General features: G+C 59.9%; 19 protein-coding genes. 6 read left to right on the plus strand and 13 right to left on the minus strand.

The features are described 5' to 3' along the window. Nucleotides 1-959: 959 nt before the first annotated feature. The 6 genes from G9U53_RS16235 to G9U53_RS16260 all read right to left on the minus strand — a co-directional run bounded on the left by G9U53_RS16235 (nucleotide 960) and on the right by G9U53_RS16260 (nucleotide 7,771). Nucleotides 960-2,171 (minus strand): acyl-CoA dehydrogenase family protein, encoded by a 1,212-nt coding sequence (locus tag G9U53_RS16235; RefSeq protein WP_165638913.1) that lies wholly within the window; start codon nucleotides 2,169-2,171, stop codon nucleotides 960-962. 72 nt (nucleotides 2,172-2,243) lie between these two features. Continuing rightward, nucleotides 2,244-3,281 carry a phosphotransferase family protein gene (locus G9U53_RS16240; protein WP_030538055.1) on the minus strand — a complete coding sequence of 346 codons (1,038 nt, stop codon included), beginning with the start codon at nucleotides 3,279-3,281 and terminating at the stop codon, nucleotides 2,244-2,246. Between the two features lie 25 nt (nucleotides 3,282-3,306). Next, complete coding sequence (locus G9U53_RS16245) at nucleotides 3,307-4,404, minus strand: alcohol dehydrogenase catalytic domain-containing protein (RefSeq protein WP_165638914.1); 1,098 nt, start codon at nucleotides 4,402-4,404, stop codon at nucleotides 3,307-3,309. A 25-nt stretch (nucleotides 4,405-4,429) separates the two neighbouring features. Next, a complete protein-coding gene (locus G9U53_RS16250) occupies nucleotides 4,430-5,743 on the minus strand; it encodes a dihydrolipoamide acetyltransferase family protein (RefSeq protein WP_165638915.1) in 1,314 nt (437 codons plus the stop codon). Nucleotides 5,744-5,768: 25 nt separating this feature from the next. Next, nucleotides 5,769-6,791 carry a transketolase C-terminal domain-containing protein gene (locus tag G9U53_RS16255; RefSeq protein WP_007735418.1) on the minus strand — a complete coding sequence of 341 codons (1,023 nt, stop codon included), beginning with the start codon at nucleotides 6,789-6,791 and terminating at the stop codon, nucleotides 5,769-5,771. Beyond that, the gene (locus G9U53_RS16260; RefSeq protein ID WP_030538053.1) at nucleotides 6,788-7,771 is read right to left on the minus strand and encodes a thiamine pyrophosphate-dependent dehydrogenase E1 component subunit alpha; all 984 of its coding nucleotides are present in this window, start codon (nucleotides 7,769-7,771) and stop codon (nucleotides 6,788-6,790) included. The genes G9U53_RS16255 and G9U53_RS16260 overlap by 4 nt, the downstream gene beginning before the upstream one ends. 235 nt (nucleotides 7,772-8,006) lie before the next feature. On the opposite strand from G9U53_RS16260, the gene G9U53_RS16265 reads away from it, so the two are divergent. The 4 genes from G9U53_RS16265 (at nucleotide 8,007) to G9U53_RS16280 (ending at nucleotide 13,427) form a co-directional block, all read left to right on the plus strand. Beyond that, nucleotides 8,007-8,642: a TetR/AcrR family transcriptional regulator gene (locus G9U53_RS16265; protein ID WP_037127430.1), complete on the plus strand. Its 636-nt coding sequence runs from the start codon at nucleotides 8,007-8,009 to the stop codon at nucleotides 8,640-8,642. Nucleotides 8,643-8,882: 240 nt separating this feature from the next. Next, on the plus strand, nucleotides 8,883-10,379 hold the full coding sequence (locus tag G9U53_RS16270) for an MFS transporter (RefSeq protein ID WP_230587729.1): 1,497 nt from the start codon (nucleotides 8,883-8,885) through the stop codon (nucleotides 10,377-10,379). A 26-nt stretch (nucleotides 10,380-10,405) separates the two neighbouring features. Further along, nucleotides 10,406-11,809: a dihydrolipoyl dehydrogenase gene (lpdA, locus tag G9U53_RS16275; protein ID WP_047269781.1), complete on the plus strand. Its 1,404-nt coding sequence runs from the start codon at nucleotides 10,406-10,408 to the stop codon at nucleotides 11,807-11,809. A gap of 112 nt (nucleotides 11,810-11,921) precedes the next feature. Next, nucleotides 11,922-13,427 carry an MFS transporter gene (locus G9U53_RS16280; protein WP_037127420.1) on the plus strand — a complete coding sequence of 502 codons (1,506 nt, stop codon included), beginning with the start codon at nucleotides 11,922-11,924 and terminating at the stop codon, nucleotides 13,425-13,427. 5 nt (nucleotides 13,428-13,432) lie between these two features. Here G9U53_RS16280 and G9U53_RS16285 read toward each other — a convergent pair whose 3' ends face one another. The 6 genes from G9U53_RS16285 to prpD all read right to left on the minus strand — a co-directional run bounded on the left by G9U53_RS16285 (nucleotide 13,433) and on the right by prpD (nucleotide 19,347). Next, on the minus strand, nucleotides 13,433-13,906 hold the full coding sequence (locus G9U53_RS16285; protein WP_165638916.1) for a MerR family transcriptional regulator: 474 nt from the start codon (nucleotides 13,904-13,906) through the stop codon (nucleotides 13,433-13,435). Nucleotides 13,907-13,916: 10 nt separating this feature from the next. Continuing rightward, nucleotides 13,917-14,777, minus strand: a complete 861-nt coding sequence (locus tag G9U53_RS16290; protein WP_165638917.1) for an SDR family NAD(P)-dependent oxidoreductase — start codon at nucleotides 14,775-14,777, stop codon at nucleotides 13,917-13,919. A gap of 60 nt (nucleotides 14,778-14,837) precedes the next feature. Further along, entirely contained in the window at nucleotides 14,838-15,620 is a 783-nt protein-coding gene (locus G9U53_RS16295) for an enoyl-CoA hydratase (RefSeq protein ID WP_042925048.1), read from the minus strand. A 189-nt stretch (nucleotides 15,621-15,809) separates the two neighbouring features. Then, nucleotides 15,810-16,931, minus strand: a complete 1,122-nt coding sequence (locus G9U53_RS16300; protein WP_020909098.1) for a bifunctional 2-methylcitrate synthase/citrate synthase — start codon at nucleotides 16,929-16,931, stop codon at nucleotides 15,810-15,812. After that, complete coding sequence (gene prpB / locus G9U53_RS16305) at nucleotides 16,928-17,845, minus strand: methylisocitrate lyase (RefSeq protein ID WP_042448311.1); 918 nt, start codon at nucleotides 17,843-17,845, stop codon at nucleotides 16,928-16,930. Before prpB ends, G9U53_RS16300 begins: the two co-directional genes overlap by 4 nt. Beyond that, a complete protein-coding gene (gene prpD / locus G9U53_RS16310; protein ID WP_003939787.1) occupies nucleotides 17,845-19,347 on the minus strand; it encodes a 2-methylcitrate dehydratase PrpD in 1,503 nt (500 codons plus the stop codon). The genes prpB and prpD overlap by 1 nt, the downstream gene beginning before the upstream one ends. 167 nt (nucleotides 19,348-19,514) lie before the next feature. On the opposite strand from prpD, the gene G9U53_RS16315 reads away from it, so the two are divergent. Continuing rightward, on the plus strand, nucleotides 19,515-20,936 hold the full coding sequence (locus G9U53_RS16315) for a short-chain fatty acyl-CoA regulator family protein (RefSeq protein ID WP_003939891.1): 1,422 nt from the start codon (nucleotides 19,515-19,517) through the stop codon (nucleotides 20,934-20,936). A 67-nt stretch (nucleotides 20,937-21,003) separates the two neighbouring features. Next, nucleotides 21,004-21,999, plus strand: a complete 996-nt coding sequence (locus tag G9U53_RS16320; protein ID WP_064074311.1) for an endonuclease/exonuclease/phosphatase family protein — start codon at nucleotides 21,004-21,006, stop codon at nucleotides 21,997-21,999. Between the two features lie 67 nt (nucleotides 22,000-22,066). Here G9U53_RS16320 and G9U53_RS16325 read toward each other — a convergent pair whose 3' ends face one another. Next, nucleotides 22,067-23,305, minus strand: coding sequence for an HNH endonuclease signature motif containing protein (locus G9U53_RS16325; RefSeq protein WP_165638918.1), 1,239 nt, complete (start codon nucleotides 23,303-23,305; stop codon nucleotides 22,067-22,069). Nucleotides 23,306-23,343 lie beyond the last annotated feature (38 nt).

Consider the following 23,343-nt stretch of genomic DNA (forward strand, 5'->3'; position numbering starts at 1 on the left):
CACAGTTCGAGCACGCGTGCAGCAACCTCGTGAAACCCCACCGAGTAGAACCACGGCAACACGCGTGTATCGACATCGAAGGTAACTGACCTTCGATACCGGGACAACAACTGCTCGAATGCCGGGTATCCGAAATGAACTGAAGGGCAACCCGATACAACGCTGGGAATTCCTCTCAAACCTGCCCAGAAAACGTAAGCGATACCAACGTCCAACAGCGGGTCACCGAAACCTACTCGACGCCAATCTGTCACTGCGCGCAATAGTGGGGAGTCGGCGAGGTCGAAAATCGTTCGATCCAGACGATATTCGCCGTGGAGCAAGCAGGGCTTCTGCGGCGCCGGCACCGATCGCGCGAGGGAATCGAGGAGCGCGTTCAACGCAGGCCTCACACTCAATTCGTGCCGAGCGAGCCTTATTCCAATCTCGGACAAGTAGTTGTGCAGTTCCCCGCACATCCCGGGGAGAGCACTCACACCGTTGAGGCCGACTTCGAGCGAATGAATCCCGGCAAGCGTGTCGGCAAATGAGTTCGCTACCAGGCTTCTCGCGCCGATCTCGACGTCGGCTAACTGAATGTCGGTCCGGAGAGATGATCCATGCACCCGTCGAGAGACGACCAATCCAGAGACTTCGTCCCGGTAGACAAGGAGAGGTACTGGAATGCTGCTCTTTTCGAGCATGTGCAGCGCAGTGGCCTCCGCTCGAATTCCTCGTGTTCCAAGACTGTCATCACTGCTCGACGAACAGCGCAAGATCCATGCTCCTTCACCGCTGGTCAAGGAGTAGGCCTGACCCGGCGGCGAACTGGAAACCTTGTTAGCACTGAATCGCGAGTACCGATCCAACTCGCCACAGTCGATCAGACGCCGTCGAATCTCACCGATATCGAATGGGAGTTGCATTCCCACCAGTTATCCCCATTCGGCATCGATTCGTCATTCGTGAAACCCGGACCGCTATCGATGAAGGCGCAATTCTCGTGACGCGACAACCATCCGATGAACCTCGTCAGCGCCGTCGATGAAACGCATGGTCCGAGCCTGCGCCCACAACATCGCCAGCGGATAGTCTTGCGTCATTCCGCCGGCGCCGTGCACTTGAATTGCCTTGTCGATCACCCAACCCACAGCATCCGGGGCAGCCACCTTGATAGCCGAAATTTCCGTACGCGCCTCACGCGCCCCAACTGTGTCGATCAACCACGCAGTCCGCAGAACGAACAACCGCAACTGATCGATCTTCACACGGGACTGCGCAATCCAATGCTGAATGATCCCCTGATCCGCCAAAGACCTACCAAAGGCCTCACGCTCGTTCGCCCGGCGGCACATCAACTCGATCGCACGCTCTGCCATCCCGATCATGCGCATGCAGTGATGAATGCGCCCCGGACCAAGCCTGGCCTGCGCCAACGCTTGCCCCCGACCACGCTCGCCGAGCATGTGGTCCTTGGGAACAAGCACGTCCTCGAAATGCACCTCCGCGTGACCGCCATGGGCACCGTGAGTGAAGCCGAACATCTTCAGCCCCCGGACAATACGCACGCCGGGAGTCTCACGCGGAATCAGAACCAAACTGTGGCGCGACCGCGGATCCGCATCAGGATCTGACACCCCCATCACGATCAACAACGCACAATCGCTGCTCATCGCGCCGGTCGACCACCACTTACGTCCATTGATCCTCCAACAATCACCCTCATCAGTGATTGAGCAGGTCAAGTTCGCGGGATCAGACGACGACACATCTGGCTCCGTCATGCAATACGCCGACCTGATGTCACCGTTCAACAACGGATCGAGCCACCGATGTTTCTGCGCCTCAGTCCCGAACAGCGTCAGCAACTCCATGTTCCCGGTATCGGGCGGGTTGCAGTTGAACGCTTCCGGCGCAACCTCAGGACTCCAACCCGTTACCTCGGCCAACGGTGCGTACTGCAGATTCGACAGTCCCGCACCACGCGGATCGTGCGGAAGAAACAAATTCCACAACCCCCGCGCCTTCGCGTGTTCCTTCAGCTCCGCCATCACCGCCGGACGCTCCCACTGCCGATCCCCAGCTTCCGGGTTGTCGTGGAAGAAATGCTCTTTAGGAAAAACGAACTCGTCCATGAATGCCGACGCGAGTTCCTTCAAATCAATAGTCTTCGCGTCGAACTCGAAGTCCATGTCACACACCTTCACCCTTCGTGGGCCGAGTACGACCGAGATCAGAAATTACTGTTTCACAACAATTTTCGGCTACGCAAGTGCCGAGAGCCCGCGCTCTGCCAAAGGAACGACCATCGAGCCGATGTCCTCGAAACCGTCGCCGACTGTTTCCCCATTGACGAAGCGAAGATGGATGCCTTCCAGAATCACTGCCATCTTGTAGAATGCGAAGCTCGAATACCACTGCAGCGCATCGGTATCGAACCCGGTACCTAGGGAATATCTTTCGACAAGGTCGTCGAACGAGGGGAAACCCTCATGCGCAGAGGGCGTCCCGGCAATCGGATTATCGATACCCGCCCATCCCGACCAGAACAGATGGACTAAACCCAAGTCTGTCAACGGATCACCCAGTGTTGACATCTCCCAATCCAGCACTCCGACAATGTCCGACGGGGCACCTAACCGAACAATCATGTTGTCGAATCGAAAGTCGCCGTGAACGATCGAGGTTGCAGACTGCCCCGGAATCGACGACGCGACCCGCGCCCCCAGTTTTTCCAACATCGGAAGATCGCGGGACTTCGACGACGCCAACTGCTTGCTCCATCGCCGTACCTGGCGCTCGAGGTAACCCTCCGGCCTACCGAAACCAGACAAACCCAGGCTACGAAAGTCTTGCGTGTGCAGTGCAGCCAGGCAATCGACGTAGCGATGCGCCAACTCGGAGCGATTGCCCTCGTCCACGGAAGCGAAGTCGTCATCGGTTCGCAACACCTGACCTTCGATCTTGTCCATGACGTAGAAACTTCCACCCGATGTCGCGTCGAACTCCTCGGAGAACACGATCCGCGGAACCGGGACAGCACTTTCCGCGAGGGCTCGCTGAACGGTCACTTCCCGACCCATGTCGTGAGCAGTCTCCAGACGGTGACCGATCGGCGGACGACGCAGAATCCATCTTCTCGACTTACTCGCCAACTCGAACGTCAGGTTGGATCGACCGCCTGCCAATAGTCGCACAGTCAGTTCCTCGCCCGTACCCAACTCGCCCATCTCGACCAACCTGGACCGAACCAAGTCGGCGTTGAACTGCTCGCTCTCCGCTATTGATTCAACCTCATTCATTACAACGTCCTCATCCCATAGTCCGTTACTCGACGCCACAACGCACCACACCCGCACCGGCGGGCAGGTCGGGCCGAACCAAAACCTTCACGTGCTCTATCTCGTCACCCGCGGCCGGGCGCAGCGCAGAGAACACCTCACTCACCGCATCCAGCCCGGCAAAGCCCGTGACCATCAATCCCGGATCGAAACGACGCTCCACGATATGTTCGAAAGTTCGGGAAAACGCTTGGTACGTATGTTCTCCACGCCCCGGACCACCCACGAATTCCAAACTCACATTCTTGAGAATCCCGATTACGGGTCGAATCGACTCGTGCTCCATTGCCGATCCGACAATCACAATGCGTGTGAACGGTGGAACGACAGACATCAAGGAACCCAGTAGATTCCGCGCTCCGGATGCTTCGACGACAAATACTTCGGTATCTGCCGGAATCATTCCTGCAAGTGTGCTCAGTGGATCCGAGTGCCTCGGATCGACTGCCACATCGGCCCCGTACGCCAAAGCCACAGTTCGTCGAAGTTCCGAAGGGTCGGATACGACGATGGGGTGAACGCCACGTTGCGCCAATTCGATGACTGCGCCGAGTCCCACAGGCCCGCAACCGGTCACCACTGCGGCGGCGCCGGCAACGATTCGTGAACGCAGCACGGCGTTAACACCAGTAGCGAGAGGTTCGGTCGCTGCAGCGGTAACCGGATCCACGTCCGGAGGGATGTGCAGGTGCCCTCCAGCCTGGATAACAACCCTTTCAGCCAGCCCTCCCGGCTTCGAATTGCAGTATCCGACTGTATGAGTCAATCCATCGTCGTCAACGACCCACGGCAGAACCACCAGACGGTCACCGACTGCGTAGTCGACCACTCCGGTTCCCAACTCGGTCACCGTTGCAGTGAACTCGTGTCCGAATACAACATCGTGCGCCGGATCGAACAGCGCTCCCGGCACGTCCGCCTCACGATGCGCAGCCAGGAAATCATCGGTGTGCTGCCAGGCCGAAAGATCACTGCCGCAGATCCCGGTAGCTATCGGCTCCACCAGAAGCTGATTCGGTCCCGGTGACGGCTCCGGAATGTCGGCAAGTATGACGTCTCCACCTCGAAGCACTGCTGCCCTCATCTGATGTCCTCACGTCGAGAAGTGCCTACGATTTTGTCGGCCATTGTTCGAGATACTTCTGTACGGACATCAGCGTGCGCAAGGCTTCGGCGCCGTCGAATGCCCTGTGGTCGAAGGTCAATCCGAGTCGTGCAATGGGCCTGATGGTGAGGAGCTCGGATTCACCGTCGACGCTCTTTCGCGCGACGGGGGTACGCACGATGGCTGGGAGACCGATCGAGGCAACTTGCGGACGAGTCAGGATCGGAGTCGAGACCACGCCGCCGACACTTCCCGAGTTGCTGATCGTAATTGTTCCGCCCGAAAGATCCTCCGGCTGCGCGGAACCCGAGAGTATCGCACTACTGGTCGCGACTATTGCGTCCGACAGTGCCTCCAGTTCGAGATTCTGCGCATCACGTATGACGGGGACGATCAGTCCGTCCGGAGTGTCCACGGCAATTCCCAGGTTGACAGTGTTCCATCGCACGAGGTGCTTGTCCGTGAACGTGGCATTGGCATCCGGGTGGTCTGCGAGCGCCCGGCACAGTGCGTGACCGACAAAGGGAAGGAAACTGAGTTTCCCTTCACCTCGAGCTGATCTCTCACGGTTGATCTTCGCTCGGGCTACTGAGACCGCAGTGAAATCGACATCAACCTGCGCCGTCAATTGAGGAGCCGTATTCCACGATTCTGTCAGATTCTTGGCGATTGCCCTACGCAGGCGAGTGTGTTCGATAGCCGTGTAGGTCACCGCCTCGTATCCGGCGGGAATCGCCACGGTGTCAGCATCTTCCGGTACTCGATCCCTGGCTCCCGGCAAGAATTCGCTCTTGCTCTCCAGCGACATATCAGTCGAGCCCGAATCGAGGCGGAGGCGTCGACTTCCTTCGGGCGGACGATTGACCGGAGAGAACCACGACGCAGCCAACACCAGTGAATCGTTGGGTGGGCGAGAACCCTCGGCGGCGACTGTCGGGGCCGCGCTCTCGAGAGCCCGATCCGGCGAGATCGGGAACGGACCCGCGATCGGACCCGATGTCGGCGCCGCCGGCGCGACATCTTCACCGACTGCCTCTTCACCGGCAATGGCTTGCGCGACGGCTACCGGGTCGGCGTCGAGTGAGGCAAATCGAGCAATGACGTCACCGACAGGAACCTCCTGATCCACTGCGGCAACGTAGCTGATGAGGATTCCCGAAGTTGGCGAGTCGACTTCGGTGTCGACCTTGTCGGTCGACACCTCACAAAGCGGATCGCCCTCGGCGACCCTGTCCCCAGGCTTGAGCAGCCATTCGGTGAGCAACGCGAATTCCACCGACCCCATGTGGGGCATGTGGACGTCGAATAGTGTGAGCATGGTGAATGTCCTCGTAGTCGAGTAATTAGTCGCGAACCAGGTGACGGGCCGTCTCGATGATGTCGGAAACACTTGGGAAGCAATGATCTTCGAGGAACCGACTCGCCGGAATAGGCGCATCCACAGAACCGAGACGCGCGATCGGAGCGTGGAGCCAGTAGAAGCAACGCTCCTGGATGAGCGCAGCGATCTCGGCGCCAGGACCAGCGGTTCTCGGCGCCTCGTGAACGATCATCGCCCGCCCGGTCCGCATCACCGACGCGATGATCGTGTCGTGGTCCAGCGGAACCAGCGTCTGCAGGTCGACGACCTCGAGTTCGATACCCTCCGCAGCCAGCACGAGTGCTGCTTCGAGCGAGCGAGGCACCATACATCCATAGCTGATGACGGTCACTGTGTCGCCACGCCGTGGAATCGATGCTTTACCCAAGGGCATTACGTACTCGGGATCGGTGAATACCTCACCCCGTTTGAAGTTGAGCTGCTTGCTCGGGTAGTACAGAACAGGATTTGGGTCCCGGATTGCGGCCTTGAGTAGGGCTTTCGCGTTGGCAGGATTGGACGGGACAACTGCTTTGAGTCCCGGAAAATGCATCGGTAGCATCTCCATCGAACCCGAATGTTCTGGTCCTGCACCACCGCTCGGCCCGATCGGCATGATGATCACAGCGGGAAGTTCGAATTGACCACCGTGCATATGGCGCCACTTACCCAGTTTCTGAAAGATCTCGTCCCCGGCGATCAAACTGAAGTCTGCAAACCCCAACTGAACGATCGGACGCATTCCGGTCATGGCGGCACCGGCAGCTGCACCCACCATGAATGCTTCGGTGATTCCGGTGTTTCGGATCCTGTCCAGGCCGAATTCCTCTACCAGGCCTCGGGTTCCGCCGAAGAACCCGCCTGAGGCAATGTCCTGCCCCATGAGAAACACCGAGGGGTCACGGCGCATCTCTTCGGCAATCGCCGCACCCTGTGCGGCCTCGTAGCTTTGCACCGTAGTTTCCGGAGCCGTGCGGTTGACAGACGTGTCGTCAGTGATAGTCATGCAAAAACGTCCTTCATGATAACGGAGGGGTCAGGCAAAGGAGCGGCTTCTGCCTCGGCGAGCGCTTCGGCAACTTCCGCACGTGCTGCGGCGACGATCTGGTCGGCCAGTGAAGCATCGAGTCGAGAACGCATGATGTCCAACGGATCTCGGTACGTCGACAAGAAATCTTCCGGGCGATACTTCTGCGCGTCGCCTTCCCAGTGTCCGCCGACCCGGGTGACGACTGCCTCGATCAACGACGGCCCATGACCATCGCGCGCTCGATCGATCGCGGTCTGTGTCGCATGGTAGACAGCGACGGCGTCGTGACCGTCGACGCGAACTCCCGGAATCCCGTATGCAGACGCCCGTTCGGCGATAGTGCTTGTCGGACTTACAGACTCAAAAGAGGTGGTTACCGAGATTCCATTGTTCTCACAGAAGTAGACCAGCGGTAGTTTCCACCGCGATGCCTCGAGCAGAGTTTCATGGAAGGTGCCACGTGCCGCCGTTCCGTCGCCGAAGTCAGCCAGCGCAACTTGCCCGGTGCCTCTCATTTGCGCCGACAACGCCGCGCCTGCTGCCACCGGATACACCGATCCGAGCGTCGCCCCCTCCCCCATGATTCCGAGCGCCGGATCTGCCCAGTGAGGAACCCCGGCGCCTTTTCCGCCGGTAGAACCTGTCACTTTTCCAAGCAGGTCACCGATGATCGGCCCCATCGCCATCCCTTTGGCAAGCGGCCATGTGGCTCCTCTTCCCTGATAGAACAGATAGTCGTCGTCTCGCATGGCTGCCACCGCTCCAGCGACAGCACCTTCCTGCCCTTTGCCCGGATGCCAAAATCCGGCAAATCCGTGGTCCCGGATGTGAATCTGCACCGCGTCCTCGATCGCACGCGCACGGGCCATGACGGTGAAAATGTCGATCGCCAACCGTGGGTCGAGTGACTCCGGTTCCACTACTTCGGTCAGCTGTTCGCTTGTGTGCGTGGCCATTCCGATCTCCTTCTGACAGTCCGACATGCAAGTACGAGGTTCGCGCCTTTGACAACCCGGCATCGATTGCCATTCGTGTGGCTGCTGTCACATCACCATATGTGGATCAAATGATTCAATCAAGTGCATTCTCTAAATCGACTGAGATCTACTCAGACATCACCGGGTCAGCAGGCCGGAAATCAGGCCGCGACATCGCGATATGATGGGGTCAACAAACCGAAAGGTTGCGGAAATGCCACGATCCAGTCCACGCGACGGCGCAGCAACTCGCCGTGCTCTGATCGACTCAGCGGCAAAGCTGTTCGCAGCAGAGGGAGTCGAGGCCGTCTCGATTCGAGCGATCAATGCCGAAGCCGGATTGGGAGCAGCGTCCGCGCACTATCATTTCGGATCCAAGGACGCGATCCTCGACGCCGTCCTCCTCGACTCCGGCGCCGAAGTGCTCGCGCACATTCATCGCCTGGCCAAGAACATGGTCGATTCCGACACCGTTCCGACAGCGAGGCAGATCGTCGATCTCCTGGCACTGCCGTATCGCCAGTTCCTCGATCAGGAACCTGACAAAGGTGTTCGGTGGCTGACTATTTGTGGCCAACTCAGCCTCGCCAACGATCCTCGGCTATTCCCCGTCAAGGACGACACAGCAGAGTTGCTGCGCAAACTACTCGAACGCGCCTACCCCTCAGCCGACGACACCGCGATCGAACTGAACTGGTCACTCACCGTGAACACGCTGATCGTGATGGCGGCACGATGGTCGGACGCAAGCATCGAGGGATCTCGCGCGCTATCCAACGGTCGATTCGACACACTGGCGGATTTTGTCGCAGGCGGACTCGAGTCACTCATGGATCCAACCCGGACCTAGCTTTGTGGATGGATCTTCCCGGGTAGGGTTGCGGATCCACCACCTACCCACAGAACGCGCCGTCTCCGTGCGCGCTTTTGCAATTTTCTCGGGAAAAATTTAGTGGATCACTTGACAGAATCAATCGATCCATTTTACTGTGCCTCACATCACAAAATGCTTCAGTGGGTCTGCACACTCGCCGCGCCGACTGTCCCGCTCACTGCCCCGTCTTCCCGTCAGAAAGATGCAGGAGCCACGATGACCGCTCCATCCACGGATAATCCTTCCTCGACTCCATCGGAGTCTTCCTCCGAAAACCCCACTCTCGCGATAGAAGGCGTGGGAAATCGATCAACCGCCGGCTGGGTCGGAATCCTCCTGATCCTCTGCCTTCTGTCCGAAGAAGTCGCATACGCGTTCAATCTGGTGACGCCTGCACTCCCCAGCATGGCCGGTTCATTCGAGACCTCGAACATCGCTTGGGTGTCAACACTGTTCACACTCTCCGGCGCTATCAGCGCACCGTTGATCGGCAAGCTCGCAGATCGAGACGGCAAGAAGAAATGGCTTCTGATCGCAACCGCCTGCATGGCAACAGGCTCGCTGATCGTCGCAATCGCGCCGACCTTTTCCGTAGTACTAGTCGGTCGTACCGTTGAAGGACTCGGTCTTGCAATCGTGCCGATAACCTACTCGCTGATGCGCGACATCTTCCCGAAGCGGATGCTGGCGATGGCGGTCAGCATGACAACCGCTGGAATTGGTGTCACCACGATCACCGGTCCTGTCATTGCCGGAGTTTTGATCGACAATTTCGGATTCCGCGGAGTGTTCTTCGCATTGGCACTCTTCCCTGTGCTCTTGGGTGCCTTGGTCATGCTCGTTGTTCCCGAGTCCCCGATCCGAGTGAAAACGTCCATCGACTGGGTTGGTGGGATCATGCTCGGGCTCTCGATCGCACTCCTCCTGTACTGCATCGGCGAAGGCGGAACGTGGGGCTGGACGTCGTGGAAGACACTTCTCTGCGCCATCGCCGCGGTGGCAATTTTCATCGGATGGGCTCGATACGAAAAGCGAATCGAGAACCCACTGATCGACATTGCGGTGCTGCGTGGTCGCGCTGTCGTGACGACACTGGTCGCGCAATTTACCGGCCAGGCCGTCATCGTTCTCCAATTCGTCTTGTTGTCCTTCATCGTTCAGACACCCATCGCCCTCGGCGTTACCTACGGGTTGGGGGAAAGCGCAAGCTACATGGCGCGGTTGACCACACCGGCCGGCGTGGCCACCGTCGCAATGGGGTTGCTTGTCGGCATAATCGCAGAACGTCGGGGCGCACGCCTGCCGAACTGGATCGGCTTCGCCTTGATGGCGATCGGCTCCGCATCACTCGCCCTCTCCCACAAGGAATTCTGGCCGATACTGTTGGGATACTTGGTATATGCATTCGGGGCCGGTCTGATCAGTGCGGCAATACCCAACCTGGTGATCGCCGCCGCGCCGGTTCGACTGCAGGCCGTCACAGCCTCGACGGTCAATGTGGTGGGATCCGTCGGCAGTGCTGTTGCTGTACAGATTGGTTTTGCCATCCTCGCCCTGAACATTGCAACGGTTGCCGACGGAACGCCTATTTACGCTGGAATTGGCTACACAACAGTCTATTTCGTTGCAGCAGGTCTGGCGATAGTCGGACTCGCCGCGACTCTCCTCATGCCGCACGGCCGAAAGCCCCAGTCTGTGGAAGCACTGACCTGATCTGAATCGACTATCTGAGAATTATCGTGACCTCACACTATGACGTCGTTGTCCTCGGAGCCGGCCCCGGTGGGTACGTCGCTGCTATCCGCGCGGCACAACTGGGCCTGAGCACCGCCATCATCGAGCAGAAGTACTGGGGCGGTGTATGCCTGAATGTCGGCTGCATTCCGTCCAAGGCGCTTCTCCGTAACGCCGAACTCGCGCACATCTTCACGAAAGAAGCGAAGACGTTCGGCATGTCCGGAGACGTGTCCTTCGATTTCGGCTCCGCTTTCGATCGCAGCCGCAAGGTCGCGGACGGGCGAGTCAAGGGCATTCACTTCTTGATGAAGAAGAACAAGATCCCGGAGTACGACGGCAAGGGCACGTTCGTCGACGCCAACACCATCAGCGTGGAGCTGAGCAAGGGTGGCACCGAGACGATCACGTTCGACAACGCGATCATCGCGACCGGTTCGTACACCAAGCTGCTGCCCGGCACCTCGCTGAGCGAGAACGTCGTGACCTACGAAGAGCAGATCCTCACCCGTGACCTTCCGGGTTCGATCCTGATCGTCGGTGCCGGCGCGATCGGCATGGAGTTCGGTTACGTCCTCAAGAACTACGGCGTCGACGTCACGATCGTCGAGTTCCTCGATCGGGCACTGCCCAACGAGGACGCCGACGTCTCGAAGGAAATCGCCAAGCAGTACAAGAAGCTCGGCGTCACCATCAAGACCGGTGCCGCGGTGCAGTCCATCAGCGACGACGGCAGCAAGGTCACCGTCTCGATCAAGGACAACAAGTCCGGCGAGATCGAGACCGTGGTCGTCGACAAGGTTCTGCAGTCCGTCGGCTTCGCACCGCGCGTGGAGGGCTTCGGTCTCGAGAACACCGGTGTCGCGTTGACCGATCGCGGCGCCATCGCGATCGACGACTACATGCGCACCAACGTCCCGCACATCTTCGCCATCGGTGACGTCACCGCCAAGCTGCAGCTCGCGCACGTCGCAGAAGCTCAGGCCGTCGTCGCTGCCGAGACCATCGGCGGCGCGGAGACGCAGACACTCGGTGACTACCGGATGATGCCGCGTGCGACGTTCTGCCAGCCGCAGGTCGCCTCGTTCGGTTTGACCGAGGAGCAGGCCAAGGCCGAGGGCTACGACGTCAAAGTCGCGAACTTCCCGTTCGCTGCCAACGGCAAGGCACACGGTCTCGGTGACCCGACCGGTTTCGTCAAGCTGATCGCCGACAAGAAGTACGGCGAACTGCTCGGCGGGCACCTCATCGGACCGGACGTTTCGGAACTGCTGCCCGAGCTGACCTTGGCCCAGAAGTGGGACCTCACGGTCAACGAGTTGGCACGCAACGTCCACACCCACCCCACGCTCAGTGAGGCACTGCAGGAAGCGATCCACGGCCTCGCCGGCCACATGATCAACCTCTGAAGAACTCCGATCGATCAGAAAGTAGTAGACCTCAGTGACATCTACTGGCAGTACTGAAATCCACGCACTCCCAGTCACCGATCCACCTCGAGACTCCAATCCCTGGGTCGCCATGACTGCGATCGCACTCGGCGTTCTCATCGTTTCGCTCGACGGCACGATAACGGCAGTGGCCAATCCGGTTCTTGTCGTCGATCTAGGCGCGAGTCTCTCTGGTTTGCAATGGATTACCAACATCTATCTGCTCGCGATGGCGGCAACGCTCGTTCTCGCGGGAAGGTTGGGCGATCGCTTCGGACGACGATCTGTATTCCTTTCAGGGATCGTCGGTTTCGGGCTGGCATCAGCGGGAATTGCCCTGGCGCACAGTGTAGAAATGGTGATCTTCTCGAGACTCGGCCAGGGAATTTTCGGCGCACTGATCGTCACCAACGCTCTGGCGTTGCTTCGGTCCCTCTTCTCCGAGGCAACACTTCCGAAGGCGCTTGCGGTCTTCGCATCGCTGATCGGCGCTTCATCCGCCGCCGGCCCCCTGATCGGCGGATTGCTGATCGAGCACACCAGCTGGCGATGGGCCTTCTTGATCAACGTCCCCGTTGCGGCGATTTCCCTCGCTACAGGATTGTTTCTGCTCCCCAAGGGCCGGGTCGTACGGACTGTAAAGTTCGACGTCCTGGGTTCGATCTTGCTGACGAGTTCACTCCTCGCCATAACCTATGGACTTATAAAAGCCCCCGAAAGTGGTTGGACTGATTGGCATGTCATCGGGTGGCTGGTCGGTGGAACCGTCACTGGTTTGGCCTTCGTAGAAGCGGAGCGACGCGCATCGGATCCTTTGGTGCCGCTTCGGCTATTCGCTGACCGGTCAATCACACTCGGAGTCATCCTGACAATCATCTCCTTCTTTGCGCTTGTCGGCTCACTGTTCTTCATTCTCTTGTTCTTGCAACAGATCAACGGTGACTCCCCCATGGCCGCTGGACTCCACATCCTCCCGATGAGTATCGCGAATGTAATCGCTTCGAGCAGTTGCGGTTGGATCATCAAACGGTACGGCGCACGTCCGCCCTTGTTTATGGGAATGTTGCTCAGCGCAGTGGGATTCCTACTGTTCACCACCATCGAACCACACGGAAGCTACCTTTCTCTGGCCATTCCGTTTGTGGTACTGGGCCTGGGAATCGGGTTTGTGATGACTGCGTCAGTCCAAGCGATCCTAGGGAATGCGAACGTCGCAGACGCCGGACCTGCCGCGGGCGTCCATCAGACCTCACTTCAAGTTGGCGGTATCCTCGGAACTTCAGTGCTCGGAGCCGTGATGGCGGCGGCATCCGCAGCAAAGTTCCACGAAACACTACTGGGCAACGTCATTCCCGACTTCATAGTCGATCGAGTCTCGGAAGATGCGGTTCGCGCCGTCGCCCAGGGCACCACACCAGTCGTGACAGAAATTGACCCGGCTCTTTCCCTCACACTGCGATCAGCGACAGAGACTGCATTCATGTATGGGCTGCAGACGACGATGTGGGTGGGCGCCATCGTCTCCCTGATTGGCGCGTTCGTCTCGATCGGAATCAGAAGAGGGCGAGTCACGAAAACAGCCACTCACATCCACTGAACGGATCACTCCTGCTCTCCGGTCCGCCCGCCGTACGTCGCAATCTTGTACTCCGTCGCAGCCAAAGACACCGTGAGCTCCTTGATCTGCCGACGAACGGTGTCCCGGTGCTCGAGCAGCATGTCGAGCCTCTCCGGAACTGTCCCTTCACCGGCGTCGACCAGTTCGACGTAGTGCTGCAGGTCGCGAATCGCCATACTTGAAATACGCATGCGGGTCAGAAACACCAGCCTGCGAACCGATTCCGGACCGTACACACGATGTCCGCTCGAGTCACGATCGACCTCGACCAGACCGATCTTCTCGTAGTAGCGCAGCGTATGTGCCGAGACATCCAGCAGGTCCGAGACTTCGGCGATCGACATCGGCTCCTGAACGTCCCCTGCATCGACGAGTCGGTGAATCACCTCGATCGACATGGGCCCGTTCACTTCCCCAAGTGCCTCGAGTGCCTTACGCATCAAGTCTTCGGTAGCCATGCTTCTCAGCCTAGAACGGACGGACGGGTCCGGCAGCATCCGCGAAATCGGCGCTGCGAGCCAGGTCGGCCCAGACGCATACCTCGGCGAGATTCTTCCGATACGACGCGGAGACACGCTCCACGGCTTCCTTTCCGAGTGGCAGACGAAATGGCACTTTCTCGCTGTGCACAAGCGAGGTGATGATCTCTGCTGCTTTCTCCGGATCACCCTCCTGAACACCGTCTGCGGCCGCCATGTCCCGCAGAACGGGATCCAGCAAATCACGGTATTCCGATGATGATTCGGCGAAGCTCAGAACGCCAGGCGTGTTGAATGCTGTACGGAATCGGCTGGGCTCGACGATCATCACCCGAACGCCGAACTGCGCGACCTCACCGGCGAGAGCCTCCGACCAACCCTCGAGAGCGAACTTCGACGCCGAGTACGCCCCGACACCGGGAAACGACATACGGCCGCCTTGACTGCTCATCTGCACGATCGTCCCGCTGCCCTGCACTCGCATCGACGGGAGGACGGCGCGCACCAACGCGGCGGGTCCGATCAGGTGCAGTTCCATCAGATCCCGCAAGGTCGAATCGTCCACCATCTCCGCCGCGCCGACCATCCCACGACCGGCATTGTTGACCAGCACGTCGATGCGACCGAAGCGCTCGAGCGCATATTCGACGACGCCCGGAGCCGCTGCGGTGTCTCTGACGTCGAACGTCACCGCCGAGAACCGATCCGGATTCGCCGACGCAATATCTGCAACGGACTCGGGACGACGAACTGCAGCGACTACCGCGTCGCCCGATCGAAGTGCAGACAGTGCGAGTTCACGGCCGAAACCCTGAGAAACTCCGGTGATGATCCAGGTCTTTGTTGTCATGGTCGGCAACGCTAGGGGTTAGAGCGCGCTCCAACGCAAGCCTGTGGTTCTACCGCCGAACTACACGCCGGCCCAGAGCGGTCGTTCCCCGCGAAGGAAACCGTCGACGCCGGCTTTGAAGTCGTCACTGCTGTAGATCATGCTCATCAGATCATCGTTGTCGGCAATCACTCGGGTTCTGATGCGTCGCAGGGACTCCCGAATAGTCCAGACGGTCATCGGGGCGGCGGCAAGTAGATCGCGAGATACCTGGGCCGTCAGGGTCGCGAACTCGGACTCTGTTGCACAGTCGCTGAGGAAGCCGCTCCGCAGAGCCTCGCCACTCGACATCACCCCAGCCCGAGCGATCAACGACATCAGACGCGAACTGCCGATCCTGTCCGCCAGCAACGCCACGGAATGGATCGACAACGAGTTTCCGAGTGTGCGCGCGATCGGTAGGCAGAAGCGTGACCCCTGCGTCGCGATCCGCACATCGCACGCTGCCGACAGCAACAGCCCTGCTCCCGCGCACACACCGTCGATGACCGCGAGGGTGGGAACCCTCACTTTCTCGAGTTCGGTCAGTACGCCGACGAACCGGCTTTCGTAGTCGAGCCCGTCCTGAAAGCTCGAGAAGGTTTGAAAGTGGCCAATGTCGGAGCCCGCCGAGAACGCCTCTCCCCCAGCACCTCGGAGAGTGAGTAACCGAATCTCGCGGTCGGAGTCGGCGCGCCGGCAGGCTCCGGCAATGGCGTCGTACATCTGCGGGGTCAATGCGTTGCGCTTTTCCGGCCGGTTGAACACGACGTCGAGGGTCTCGCCACGACGGATGATCAAGATTTCTTCGTGCGTTTCAGTCATGACACTCACGTTATTTCCGGTAGAGAAAAGTCGAAACACATTGCACTTGAATATCTTTGCGAATTCTCGATGCAAAGTTGCAGATAGTGCGAACGGAGAAGCGTCGACGAGGCCAGGAGACGGTGATGCCAGAACCGAACCTCGCCGACGCAGTATCAAAGGGGCGTCATGCCACGACAGCAAAAAGTGTCATGCCACGACAGTGCGCTGTGGCACGCCCGAATACTGGCTCAGCGGCCTGATCAGTGCATTCGACTGCCCCTGCTCGATGATGTGCGCCGTCCATCCGGTGATGCGGCTCATCACGAAGATCGGCGTGAACATCTCGACGTCGAAGCCCATGAGGAAATATGCAGGGCCCGTAGGGAAATCGAGATTCGGCTTGATTCCGGTGGCACTGACCATGGTCTTCTCGAGGATCTCGTACATCTGCACCCACTTCTCGCCGTCGGTCGCTGCCGCGACGTCGAGGAGGGCCTGCTTCATGGTCGGAACACGCGAATCACCGTTCTTGTAGACGCGGTGACCGAAGCCCATGACCTTCTCCTTGGCAGCCAACTTCTCCGACATCCAGGCTTCGGCGCGGTCGGGGTCGTCGATCTCGAGCATGTCGTGCATGACAGCTTCGTTTGCACCGCCGTGCAACGGGCCCTTGAGCGTGCCGATAGCAGCGGTCACTGCGCTGTAGATGTCCGAAAGTGTGGACGTCACAACACGAGCGGCGAACGTCGAGGCGTTGAAGGAGTGCTCCGCGTACAGGATCAGCGAGACCTCGAAGGCCTTCACGATCGCCGGCTCCGGAACAGCACCGAAGCACATGTTCAAGAAGTTTTCGGCGAAACCCAGGTCCGACTGCGGCGCGATGGGATCCTGACCGCGCCGGCGGCGGAAATCGGCTGCGACGATGGTCGGCAGCACAGCCGTCATCCGCAGCGCCTTGGCCAGATTGGCCTTCTCCGAGTTGTCGTCCTCCGCCGGATCCTCGGCGCCGAGGTAGCTGATCGCCGTGCGGACAACATCCATGGGGTGGCAGTTGTCCGGCATCTTGGTCAGGAGTGAGAGCAGTGAGCGGTCGGCACGACGGGCCGCACGCTCACGCAGGCAGAGTAATTCGAGCTGCTCGGGAGTCGGCAGTTCGCCGTACCAGAGCAGGTGCGCAACTTCTTCGAAGCTGCAGTTCGCGGCAAGGTCCTGCACTGCGTAACCGCGATACGTCAACGAATTCGTCTCGGGCACTACCTTGGAGATAGCCGTCGTATCGACGACAACTCCGGCCAAGCCCTTGTAGATCGTCGGAATCTGTTCGGTCATGTCCTACTCCCCTCCAAGCTGAAATTGAAAATGCCACTGTCGAATTCGTTGTAGCGCTCGTACTCGAGAATCTCGTACAACCTGCTGCGATGCTGCATTTCGCCGAGCAGTCCTTCTTGCGTGCCCTCCGCAAAAATCTCGCGCAGACCCTTTTCGATAGCGAACATCGCCAGCCGAAGGGTGGTCACGGGGTAGATGACGGCGTTGAAACCGATCTCTTCCAACGTCTTCGCCGAAATGAGATTCGACTTCCCGAACTCGGTCATGTTGGCGAGGAGCGGAGTGTCGACCGCTGCGCGGAACTTCTCGAAGTCGGCCTCGGTGGCAAGAGCTTCGGTGAAGATCAGATCGGCACCGGCATCCACATAGGCCTTTGCTCGCTCGATCGCCGCGTCGATACCGTCGATTCCGGCAGCATCGGTGCGCGCGCAGATGACGAAGTTCGGGTCACGACGCGCCGACACTGCAGCACGAACACGGCGAACCATGTCTTCGGTGGGCACAATCGCTTTGCCGTCGAGGTGCCCGCAGCGTTTGGGGTTGATCTGATCCTCGAGGTGCAGACCGGCTATTCCGTCGTCCTCGAAGATCGTGACCGTGCGGGCCGCGCTCATAGGTTCACCGAAACCGGTGTCGGCGTCGACGAGCGTCGGGAGGTCCGTGACGCGCGCGATCTGCTTGCTGTGGCCGGCGACCTCGGTCAAGGTGGTCAGTCCGATGTCGGGAAGTGCCAATCCGGCGGAGTACGCACCACCTGAAACGTAGACACCCTCGAACCCGATTTCCTGAATCAGTCTGGCTGTCAGCGGATTGATCGCACCCGGGAGTCGTTGAATCTTTCCGGACGTCAGCCCCGCCCGGAAGGCAATCCGCTTGTCGGCTGCAGACGTCGCTGCTGCGATGAGGCCCGACATCAGAAAAGTCCCTTGGCGACCTTGGGAGCCCGAGCGAGAACGTCTTCGGAAACGGTGAAGGTCAGCTGATCGAGTTCGCCTGCCTTCAATTCGGCGGTGCGCTGAGCCGCATCGAGGAAGCGGTCCTGTTCGCTCGGCTCGATGACGCCCTCGGCGAGGGTGCGGAATTTCGCGACGTACTGATCGCGAGCGAACGGACGTGCGCCGAGCGGGTGCGCATCGGCCACCGCAAGCTCGTCGACGATGACTTCGCCGCTCTTCAAGGTGATCTCGGCGCGCGCACCGAAAGCCTTCTCGTCCGGATCCGTCGAGTGGTAACGCCGTGTCCATTCGGGATCTTCGCGCGTGGAGATCTTGTTCCACAGCTCGATCGTGTCCGCGCGCTGTGCACGCTCGGACGCGTAGGAATGTTCGTGGTGCCACGTACCGTCCTGTAGCGCAACGGCAAAGATGTACATCACCGAGTGGTCGAGGGTTTCACGCGAGGCGGTCGGGTCGAACTTCTGCGGATCGCCGGAACCGGTGCCGATGACGACGTGGGTGTGGTGACTGGTATGCAGGACGATCGACGCGATCTGGTCGAGATCACCGACACGAGAACGCATTCGGCGAGCGAGGTCGATCGGCGCCTGGCTCTGGTACTCCGCGGAGTGTTCTTTGGTGTACGAGTCGAGGATGGCGCGCTTCGCCTCACCCGAACCGGGTAGCGGAACGTGGTACTCCTTGTCCGGGCCACCGAGTAGCCAGGCGATGACGCCGTCTTCGCCTTCCCAGATCGGTGACGGTGCGCCCTCACCGCGCATCGCGCGGTCGACCGCCTCTACGGCAACCTTGCCTGCCAGCGCAGGCGCGTACGCCTTCCAACTGGAGATCTCGCCCTTGCGGGACTGACGTGTCGCCGTCGTGAGGTGAAGCGCCTGGCCGATTGCCTGGTAGACCGTCTCGGTGCCCAGGCCCAGCAAAGTTCCGATACCTGCCGCAGCCGAGGGACCGAGGTGTGCGACGTGGTCGATCTTGTGCTCGTGCAGGCAGATAGCCCGAACCAGGTCGATCTGGATCTCGTAGCCGGTCGCCAGACCACGAATCAGGTCTCGACCGTCACGGCCGGTGTGCTGAGCGACGGCGAGGATCGGCGGGATGTTGTCTCCGGGGTGCGAGTACTCGGCGGCGAGGAACGTGTCGTGGAAATCGAGTTCACGAACCGCGACACCGTTGGCCCAGGCGGCCCATTCAGGCGAGAACGTACCGGGGATACCGAACACGGTGGAGCCCGGCGTATACGGATGCGACTGTGCTTGCGCCCGCGCATTCACCACGGGACGGCGCACCAGGGAAGCTGCGGCAACTGCCGCGTTGTCGATGATCCGGTTGACGATCATGTCGGATGTGGCGTCGGTGACGTCGACGGAATCCGTCGCAACTTCCGCGATCTTCCACGCGAGGTGGTCTTCCTTGGGGAACTCTTCGGCAGAGCGGTGAGTGCGTACGAGATGCGTCTTCATCGGTCCTCTTCTCACGTTCTTCGGTATCTATTTGCACGCTACGCAGCTCATTCACCTCGGGATAGGCCCTCGCAATTGCCTATTTGTGCAATGACAATGCTGCGATGTTGCGAATGTTGCGAATAGCTTCTCGGTAGGGTGAACGCGATCGGCACCGAGGAGATTCGATGAAGAAGATGTACGCGGGAGCGCGGCTGCGACGGCTGCGGGAGGAACGAAACCTGTCACAGTCCGCACTGGCGAAGGCACTCGAACTCTCCCCCAGCTATGTCAATCAACTGGAGAACGATCAACGACCGCTGACGGTGCCCGTCCTTCTCAAGCTCAACGCCGAGTTCGATCTCGACGTGCAATTCTTCGCCTCCGATTCCGACGCACGCCTGGTTGCGGACGTTCATCACGCCTTGGCCGAAACTTCGGAATCTGGAGACGTATCTCTGGCCGAGGTGGACGAATTGGTGGCCCGCATGCCGGCGGTCGGACGCACCCTCGTGATGTTGCACCGCCGCCTTCACGCCGCGACAGAGCAGTTGGACCAGTTCTCGACGCAGTTGTCCGGCGAACCAGCGTCCGATGTGTCACTCGTACCGATGCCCTACGAGGAAGTTCGGGACTTCTTCTACGACCGAAAGAATCACATCGCCGTTCTGGACGACGCTGCCGAGCAGATGTTCCTGGACAACGGATTGTCCGTGGGCGCAGTGGATTTGCAACTGGCACGACTACTTCGCGATCAGCACGGCGTCACCGTGACGATCCGTACCGACGAACCCGACAAGCTCGGCCCCAAGCGTTACTACGATCCGAACAAGTCGGTCCTCACACTCGCCCGTCGTCTGTCGGCAGGACAACGCGCGTTCCAGATCGCAATGCAGTTGGCCTTCTTCACGCAGGCCGACGTGATCGATTCCCTTGTCGCCGAGGATGAATCATTGAGCGCCGAGTCCGCAGCGCTGGCCCGCGTCGGACTCGCACACTACTTTGCCGGCGCACTGCTACTCCCGTACACCCAATTCCTGCAATCCGCTGAGGCCTTGCGGTACGACATCGACCTGCTCAGCCTCAAGTTCGAGGTCGGCTTCGAGACAGTCTGCCACCGGTTGTCCACTCTCCAACGACACGGCCAACGCGGCATCCCTTTCTTCTTCGTCCGAACCGATCGCGCCGGAAACATCTCGAAGCGTCAGTCTGCTACCGCCTTTCACTTCTCCAGAGTCGGAGGCAGCTGCCCGCTGTGGGTCATCCACGAGGCATTCGCGAGCCCAGGTCGCATCCTCACTCAGGTCGCGAAGATGCCCGACGGCCGGACATACCTCTGGGTGGCGCGCACTACCCACAGCGGCGGACTCGGGTACCTCGCACCCGAGCGCAACTTCGCCGTCGGACTCGGTTGCGACATCGGCTACGCCGATCGCATGGTCTACTCACACGGAATTCAGACGGACGACCCCGCGACCATCGTGCCGATCGGCGCGGGGTGCAAAGTCTGTGACAGGCCAGCGTGCTCTCAACGCGCCTTCCCCCAACTCGGCCGCTCGATCTCCGTCAGTGAGAACAGCAGCAGCCATCTTCCGTATCCGCAACAATAGGGCGCAAACAATAGGGCGCACCGACTCCACCTGCAGTTTCCCGGAGCTACGACGCTCTTCTGCTTCCATGGACGTCATGCAACCCGATGCCGTGACCCCTCGTCGACTGGTTCTTCGCCGCCTTTCGGCCGTGGCCGGTGTGGCCGGCATCGTGACTGGTTTGGTTGCCTTGATCGCAACTCAGTCGGACGTCGATCACAACATCGTGATCGTTCTGGCGTCGGTGGCGCCCTTGTTGATGATTGCTCCGCTGATCGGTGCCGTCGTCTCGGGTATCGGGCGTCAGTGGATCGTGTGCGCCGCCTCGATCCTCGTCCTTGGGTTGTTCGGATGGTCTGTGAGCCCGCTGTACATCGGCGGAACTGGGGAGTCGACGTCTGCGAACGGTCCATCGATTCGAATCATGCAGGCCAACTTGATGGTCGGTGCAGCGGATCCGGAGTCGCTTGTGGCGATGGTCCGCGAACGCGAGGTCGACGTGGTGACGGTCCAGGAGTTGACGTACCAGGAAGCCGACGCGCTCAAAGCCGCCGGGCTTGACGAGGTTCTGAGCCACCAATTCCTCGTCCCGTACACCGACGGTGGTGGCGGGGCAGGAATCTACAGTCGCTTTCCACTCTCCAATCCGCGTAGCCTCGACGGATTCTCACCCGAAACGCTGTCCGCAGAACTGAATGTCGGCTTGGCGCAGCCAGTCACATTGTTCGCCGTGCATCCGGCACCGGCGTACATCTCACCGCCTTCGGTGTGGGCGGACGAGCAGCGAAGGCTTGGGTCTTACATGGACAAAGTCGCCGGACGGGACAACGTGATAGTGAGCGGCGACTTCAACGCGTCGTACTCGAACAAACAGTTCCGGAATCTTCTCACGAACGGATACACCAGCGCCGCCGACCAATTGGGTTCCGGCCTGATCCCGACCTATCCGACCGACAAGCGGTATCCGGCGGTGGTCGGTATCGACCACATCATCACGAAAGGCGCCGTGGCGACATCCTTGGAACGGATCGAGATCGAGGGATCCGATCACCACGGCCTGATTGCCGACATCACGTTGTCTTGAGTAAATACTGGATTGAGCAAGCACCGGGGCATGGTTGTGCCCCGGCGTATTCGTCAGTTGTCGCGGTTCACGCCGCTGTCGGTGGGCTGTTCCCGCCGATCGGCTGCTGATACGGATCGATCGACATCGGCGGATAGAACACCGATTTCCGATCGGGCCCGATCTCCACCCGCCACTCCGTGTGATGCAGCGTCCGGTGATGATGACCGCACAACAAGACCAGATTATCGAGATCTGTTGGGCCACCATCGTTCCAGTGAACAATATGATGAGCATCGCACCACCCCGACGGAGTTCCGCACACCGGAAACGCACACCCACCATCACGAACCGCCAACGCCCGCCGCTGGGGTACCGTCGCGGTCCTTGCTTCTTTGCCGCAGTCGAGCGGAACACCGTTCTCATCCAGGAGGATCCGCGTTACCGTGCAGTCGCACGCCAACATCCGCGCGGTATCGATACTGATCGGACCTACCCAATCCGTCCATGCGAAACCCAGTTCCTGAGTCGACGGCAGTAGATCCTTCAAGGCTTTGAGGTCCGTCATGTCTTTCGCAGACGCAGTCACCGTGATGTGCGGTTTCACCCCGCCCTCGATCGGACCCAACCCCGCCCGCTCGTACCGGCGCAACAATTCGCAGAACCCGTCCGCCCGCCGCAGTGCCGGAGTGCGGGTGTCTTTGACACCGTCCTTCTCCGGCGTCGGAGCCGACAGACTCGACAACAACGTGATCAACCGTGCCCCGTTCACCGCATCCAGATCACCCTTCACCGACACGCGCCCGTACAAGCCCTTCGACGCGTAGAACTCGTTACGCTCCGAATCCTCACCCACCGGAACCCCGTCTTCGCGCTTGCCGTACTGCTTCTCGATCCGCCGAATCGCCGCCCGCACCGCATCACAATCGGCAATGTTCTGCGACGCCAACCCCAACAGAATCCCGCGAGCCTTGTCCACATCCGCCGGCGTCATGTTCTTCGGTGGATGCTGACAAAACGACGCCACCTGCCGCGCCTTCAACGCATCCACGTCACCACGATGAAACGCATCGCCCACCACGGGTTCGAGCATCAACAACCGCGCCAACCCGACCAGCAGACTGCACTCACCGATCTCCAAATTCGTCGAACCATGCAACCACAGCGCGATCGCCCGAAAACCCTTCCCACCGAGAACCTCACGGGAAAACATCTCCACGATCAACAACACCAACCGCGACTGCAACTCGTGCCGGACACGCACCAGATCCAGAACCTCACTCTTGAGGTCCTCACCATCCAGCTGCCACGCTCCCCGACTATCCATGCCGAAAGTTTAATCGAACATACTTTCGAGAACCAGAG

It is taken from the genome of Rhodococcus sp. D-46, assembly GCF_011290655.1.
GTDB lineage: Bacteria > Actinomycetota > Actinomycetes > Mycobacteriales > Mycobacteriaceae > Rhodococcus_F > Rhodococcus_F qingshengii.

Excerpts from the sequence above, each read along its gene's own strand:
- G9U53_RS16235 (WP_165638913.1), bottom strand. The coding sequence starts at position 2,171 with ATGGACTTCGAGTTCGACGCGAAGACTATTGATTTGAAGGAACTCGCG.
- G9U53_RS16240 (WP_030538055.1), bottom strand. The coding sequence starts at position 3,281 with ATGAATGAGGTTGAATCAATAGCGGAGAGCGAGCAGTTCAACGCCGAC.
- G9U53_RS16245 (WP_165638914.1), bottom strand. The coding sequence starts at position 4,404 with ATGAGGGCAGCAGTGCTTCGAGGTGGAGACGTCATACTTGCCGACATT.
- G9U53_RS16250 (WP_165638915.1), bottom strand. The coding sequence starts at position 5,743 with ATGCTCACACTATTCGACGTCCACATGCCCCACATGGGGTCGGTGGAA.
- G9U53_RS16255 (WP_007735418.1), bottom strand. The coding sequence starts at position 6,791 with ATGACTATCACTGACGACACGTCTGTCAACCGCACGGCTCCGGAAACT.
- G9U53_RS16260 (WP_030538053.1), bottom strand. The coding sequence starts at position 7,771 with ATGGCCACGCACACAAGCGAACAGCTGACCGAAGTAGTGGAACCGGAG.
- G9U53_RS16265 (WP_037127430.1), top strand. The coding sequence starts at position 8,007 with ATGCCACGATCCAGTCCACGCGACGGCGCAGCAACTCGCCGTGCTCTG.
- G9U53_RS16270 (WP_230587729.1), top strand. The coding sequence starts at position 8,883 with ATGACCGCTCCATCCACGGATAATCCTTCCTCGACTCCATCGGAGTCT.
- G9U53_RS16280 (WP_037127420.1), top strand. The coding sequence starts at position 11,922 with ATGACTGCGATCGCACTCGGCGTTCTCATCGTTTCGCTCGACGGCACG.
- G9U53_RS16285 (WP_165638916.1), bottom strand. The coding sequence starts at position 13,906 with ATGGCTACCGAAGACTTGATGCGTAAGGCACTCGAGGCACTTGGGGAA.
- G9U53_RS16290 (WP_165638917.1), bottom strand. The coding sequence starts at position 14,777 with ATGACAACAAAGACCTGGATCATCACCGGAGTTTCTCAGGGTTTCGGC.
- G9U53_RS16295 (WP_042925048.1), bottom strand. The coding sequence starts at position 15,620 with ATGACTGAAACGCACGAAGAAATCTTGATCATCCGTCGTGGCGAGACC.
- G9U53_RS16300 (WP_020909098.1), bottom strand. The coding sequence starts at position 16,931 with ATGACCGAACAGATTCCGACGATCTACAAGGGCTTGGCCGGAGTTGTC.
- prpB (WP_042448311.1), bottom strand. The coding sequence starts at position 17,845 with ATGTCGGGCCTCATCGCAGCAGCGACGTCTGCAGCCGACAAGCGGATT.
- prpD (WP_003939787.1), bottom strand. The coding sequence starts at position 19,347 with ATGAAGACGCATCTCGTACGCACTCACCGCTCTGCCGAAGAGTTCCCC.
- G9U53_RS16315 (WP_003939891.1), top strand. The coding sequence starts at position 19,515 with ATGAAGAAGATGTACGCGGGAGCGCGGCTGCGACGGCTGCGGGAGGAA.
- G9U53_RS16320 (WP_064074311.1), top strand. The coding sequence starts at position 21,004 with ATGGACGTCATGCAACCCGATGCCGTGACCCCTCGTCGACTGGTTCTT.
- G9U53_RS16325 (WP_165638918.1), bottom strand. The coding sequence starts at position 23,305 with ATGGATAGTCGGGGAGCGTGGCAGCTGGATGGTGAGGACCTCAAGAGT.